General features: G+C 57.5%; 6 protein-coding genes. 5 read left to right on the top strand and 1 reads right to left on the bottom strand.

The features are described from left to right. Together ACOVRA_RS14320 and ACOVRA_RS14315 are read left to right on the top strand one after the other, a co-directional pair. The coding region (locus ACOVRA_RS14320) for a hypothetical protein (protein WP_421720888.1) at positions 1 to 129 on the top strand (129 nt) is incomplete at its 5' end. Between the two features lie 10 nt (positions 130 to 139). After that, positions 140 to 820 (top strand): nucleotide exchange factor GrpE, encoded by a 681-nt coding sequence (locus ACOVRA_RS14315; protein WP_421720887.1) that lies wholly within the window; start codon positions 140 to 142, stop codon positions 818 to 820. A gap of 13 nt (positions 821 to 833) precedes the next feature. Here the strand turns inward: ACOVRA_RS14315 and ACOVRA_RS14310 are convergent, their stop codons facing one another. After that, complete coding sequence (locus ACOVRA_RS14310; RefSeq protein ID WP_421720886.1) at positions 834 to 1391, bottom strand: hypothetical protein; 558 nt, start codon at positions 1389 to 1391, stop codon at positions 834 to 836. Between the two features lie 111 nt (positions 1392 to 1502). Here ACOVRA_RS14310 and ACOVRA_RS14305 point away from each other — a divergent pair, with 111 nt between their 5' ends. From ACOVRA_RS14305 to ACOVRA_RS14295, 3 genes are all read left to right on the top strand, one after another. Continuing rightward, positions 1503 to 2066, top strand: a complete 564-nt coding sequence (locus ACOVRA_RS14305) for an NAD(P)H-dependent oxidoreductase (RefSeq protein WP_421720885.1) — start codon at positions 1503 to 1505, stop codon at positions 2064 to 2066. Further along, complete coding sequence (locus tag ACOVRA_RS14300) at positions 2059 to 3963, top strand: monovalent cation:proton antiporter-2 (CPA2) family protein (protein ID WP_421720884.1); 1905 nt, start codon at positions 2059 to 2061, stop codon at positions 3961 to 3963. Before ACOVRA_RS14305 ends, ACOVRA_RS14300 begins: the two co-directional genes overlap by 8 nt. 73 nt (positions 3964 to 4036) lie before the next feature. Then, positions 4037 to 4473: pyridoxal-phosphate dependent enzyme (locus ACOVRA_RS14295; protein WP_421720883.1), on the top strand; the 437-nt coding region annotated here is incomplete at its 3' end.

The raw sequence follows: 4473 nt of genomic DNA, 5'->3' as shown, positions 1-4473 counted from the left end.
GTGCTTGGCGCACTGGGTGTGATCGGGCCAACCCGCTTGAATTATGCCCGCGTCATACCAATGGTAGACTATACAGCGAAAGTCGTCGGCCGCTTGATAGAGCGCCGCGGTTTAAATTTAACGGAATGAGACAGACGAAATGACCACAGAAACGGGTACCACACATAATGGCGACGATTTCGAAGCAGAAGTTGCCAATGGCGCTGACGCAGCTGACGGTGGGGCGGACACCCAAGCTTCTGCGCCAGACCCGCTCGAACTTGCCCGCTCGCTCTTAGGCGAAGATGCAGCACCTGAGGACATGGGCGGGCTGTTGGTCGCGAAGCTTCAAGCCGCTTTAGCCGAGATTGAGACGCTGAAGGATGCTGGGCTACGCGCCTTGGCAGAGTCTGAAAATGTCCGTCGCCGGGCCGAGCGGGAAAAGACCGAAGCCCGCATCTATGCGATTGATAAGTTTGCCCGCGATCTCTTGCCTGTGGCCGATAATTTGGGTCGCGCCATCAGTACCGCGCCTGAAGCCTTGAAGGGCGATCCGGCCTTTGATGGTTTCGTGACTGGCGTCGACATGACCCAGCGCGAGCTGTTGAACGCCTTTGAGCGCCACGGACTCTCTCGAGTCGGCGCAAAGGGTGACAAGTTTGATCCTTCAATCCACCAAGCCGTCGCGCAAATTCCGTCTGACATGGCCGCTGGCGATGTCGCGGAAGTCTTCCAGCCCGGCTATGTGCTGGCCGGTCGCACCCTTCGCGCCGCGATGGTAGCCGTGTCAGCTGGCCAGCCCGCTGCAGAAGCTGCACCCAGCGACCCAACGGATTCCTAATCTAAAACACGGATCAGCGTCGAGTTCTTGGGGTGGCTGGCGCTGCCAGTCGCCCTCGAAGTGCGGCCTCATCCAGCGCGTTTAGCTTCCAGCCTGAAGGGTAGCGCCCAAAATAGAGAATGCAGGCTTTGGTCTGCGGGTCAGGTGCGCAAACGCGGCCATCGGCAAGCCGCTTTAGTCCCATAGTTGTTGCCGTTCGGCTTGGCAGAACTGTTTGGGGTGTCAGCCCTGCGCGGCGGGCCAGATCGGCCAAGATTGCTGGCTCCAGCGCTTGCTTAGACAGACGTTCAAGCAAGGGGTTGGCAAAGTCAGCGCCCAAGACGCCTAAAATCTGCCCGCCTTCGCCGCCGCCCGTGCGTTTAGCGATTTCACTTGCCGCAATCGCCCGAGCAATGCCAGTCACTTGCGCTTGCAGGGCAGGCCGATCCATCCGTGCCTCAATCCCGGGCAAGTCGCGATCACGCAGCGCCATGACAAACGCGCGCACATCGGAAGAGGCATCCAGTGGCCCCGGTGCCGTAGCGCACCCGCTAAATGCTAGTAGTAAGCCGAGCCAGACAAATTTGCGCATACTTCGTTCTCCGATTGCTGTGGTTGAATTTGCCTGCCCAACGTTGAACTTTGCCTGAACAGTCTAGACCTTTTCCCCTAAGCCACCTAGACCAGAGGCATTGAGGGAAACGTGCCGAAATCTGTTTTGATCCTTTTTGCCCATCCATCTTATGCGCGCTCGCGGGCCAACCGTGCTTTGCGTTCTGTTGCACAGGACCGTGCTTTGCGTTCTGTTGCACAGGACCGTGAGCATGTGACGGTGCATGATCTCTATGAGACTTACCCAAACTTTCTGATCGATGTGGAGGCTGAACAGCGCTTGCTGTTGGACCATGACCACATCGTCCTGATGCACCCCTTGTTTTGGTACTCCGCACCGTCCCTGGTGAAAGAGTGGCTCGATGTCGTCTTGGATTATGGATGGGCCTATGGTGAAGGCGGGACGGCGCTTGCCGGCAAAACTTGGACGCAAGTGATTACAGCAGGTGGCCCGGAAAAATCCTATTGCTCCGACGGCTTGAACCGCTTTTCGATTGACGAACTCTTGCGCCCGTTTCAGGCGACTGCCAATCTTTGCCAATGCGTGTGGCAGGCTCCATTTGTTCTCCATGCCAGCCGTCAGGCTACACCTGAAATCCTCGCCGAAGCTGCGGCCAAGTTCAGCGCTTTGCTGGAGGGTCTGATCGATGGCTGAAGCCAATCTTCTCGAATCCGCATTTGTTTATTTGACCGCGACCGTTGTCTCTGTCCCCATCGCCAAGCGCATTGGGTTAGGGTCGGTCTTGGGTTATTTGATCGCTGGCGCGGTCATCGGACCTTATGTCCTCAATCTGGTGGGCGACCCAGAAAACGTGATGCATACGGCAGAGTTCGGTGTCGTCATTATGCTGTTTCTCATCGGGCTAGAACTGCAGCCCAGCTTGCTTTGGCGATTACGCACGGCGATTCTCGGCATGGGCGGCTTGCAAGTGCTTGGCACCGGGGCGATTGCGACCGGGCTTGGCATGGCGCTAGGTCTGTCGTGGCAGGTGGCGCTGGCAGTTGGCTTGACGCTGTCGCTCTCCTCAACCGCGATTGTACTGCAGTCCTTACGCGAAAAGGGCATCGCTGGAACTGAGGCGGGTCGAGCGACCTTTTCGGTATTGTTGTTCCAAGACATCGCGATCATCCCGATGCTGGCCCTTTTCCCCTTCCTCGCAACCATCAGCGTGGCGGGCGGTGGCGAAGCTGCTAAAGGCGCTTTGGCGGCCTATCCGAGTTGGGCGCAAGGCTTGGCCGTTGTCGTCGCCGTCGGCGCGATTGTGCTGGCAGGACGGGTTCTGTTGCGGCCCATGTTCCGTTGGGTCGCAGCTTCTGGTTTGCATGAGATCTTGACAGCCTTTGCGCTTCTCTTGGTGGTCGGCGTGGCGCTTTTGATGCAATTTGTCGGCATTTCGCCTGCCTTGGGGGCATTTGTGGCGGGCGTTGTTTTGGCCGATAGTGAGTTCCGCCATCAAATTGAGAGCGACATTGACCCGTTTAGAGGCTTGCTGTTGGGCTTGTTCTTTATCTCGGTCGGGGCAGGGATCAATTTCGCTTTGCTGATCGCCCAGCCTTGGCTGATCCTTGGCCTCGTGGTGGCACTGGTCCTTGTGAAGGCCAGCGTGATGTTTGCGATTGCGCGCGCCTTTGGTCGCAAGACGGGCGAGGCTGCCTTAATCGGGCTAGGCCTCGCACAAGGGGGTGAGTTTGCTTTCGTATTGTTTGCCTTCGCGCAAGGAGCAGGTGTGATTCCTGCAGAGATCACCGCCCCATTGGTCGTTGCAGTCGCTTTGTCGATGGCCATCACGCCGCTCTTGTTGATGGCAGGCGACTGGGCGATGCGGCGCTTGGAATCTGGCACTGGCGAAGATCGTGCGCCAGAGGTGGAAGAAGGCCATCATGACGTCATCGTCGCGGGTTATGGCCGATTTGGCCAGATCGTCGGCCGCATGCTTTCGACCTATGGCTATAAGATCAGCGTTTTGGACCATGATGCCGACCAAGTCGACGTGCTGCGCGGCTTTGGTCGCAAGGTGAATTATGGCGACGCGACGCGGGTCGATCTCTTACGTTTGGCAGGTGCCGCAGAGGCCAAGCTCTTGATCGTCGCGATTGATAATGACGAAAAAGCGCTGGAGCTGGTGGAGACGGCGCGTGAGGCCTTCCCTAATTTGAAGATCCTAGCCCGTGCGATTGATCGCCGCCACGCCTATCAATTGATGGCCGCCAAAGTTGATGGGCTGGAGCGTGAAACCTTTGCTGCCGCTGTGCGCCTTGGCGTGAAGTCTCTCCAGATTATGGGCAAGCCTGCTTTTGCGGCAGAGCGCGCGGGGATGATCTTCTCCCGCTATGACGAGCGTGCCTTGACGGCCATGTTTGAAGATTGGCAGCGGGTTGAATTTGCCGATTATCAGCGCATCGTGCGCGACCGTACGGCCCTAGAAGAGGAACTCTTAAAGCGGGATATGATCGCTTTGGTTGGCAAAAGCGATGGCGATGAATGGGGCGAAGAGACGTTAGAGCGCGAGGCGTTTGAGCGAAATCTGGCTCGCAAAGCAAAGTCTGATTGATCCAAGTCCTTGTCCGGCCTAAAGACGCGGGGCTGTCAGGCCTCTGACGGCTTACATAGGGACCGCTTTACTCATGCAAGTTACGTTAGACTCCATCCGTGCGGCTGCCGCGCGAATTGAAGGCCGCATCATTCGCACACCACTTCTGATGTCGAAGACGCTGTCGGATATTACCGGCGCAGAAGTCTGGGTGAAGTTTGAAAACTTCCAATTCACCGCTGCCTTTAAAGAGCGCGGTGCTTTGAATAAGCTCTTGTTGCTCACCGAAGCTGAGCGCCGCAATGGTGTGATCGCCATGTCTGCTGGCAACCATGCCCAAGGCGTGGCTTATCACGCCTCGCGCCTTAACATCCCTGCCACCATTGTGATGCCGCTCGGAACGCCCTTCACGAAGGTCGAACATACGCGCAAGCATGGCGCGCGCGTCGTGCTACATGGCGACAATTTGTCGGAAGCCACGACTTTCGCTTATCAGCTCAAAGATCGCGAAGGCCTGACCTTTGTCCATCC

It is taken from the genome of Aquidulcibacter sp. (assembly GCF_049239865.1).
Taxonomy (GTDB): domain Bacteria; phylum Pseudomonadota; class Alphaproteobacteria; order Caulobacterales; family Aquidulcibacteraceae; genus Aquidulcibacter.
The sequence above is the reverse complement of the archived record's forward strand: the minus strand, read 5'-3'. Positions and strand labels throughout refer to the sequence as shown.

Coding starts and splice junctions, on each gene's coding strand:
- ACOVRA_RS14315 (WP_421720887.1), top strand. CDS start 140: ATGACCACAGAAACGGGTACCACACATAATGGCGACGATTTCGAAGCA.
- ACOVRA_RS14310 (WP_421720886.1), bottom strand. CDS start 1,391: ATGCGCAAATTTGTCTGGCTCGGCTTACTACTAGCATTTAGCGGGTGC.
- ACOVRA_RS14300 (WP_421720884.1), top strand. CDS start 2,059: ATGGCTGAAGCCAATCTTCTCGAATCCGCATTTGTTTATTTGACCGCG.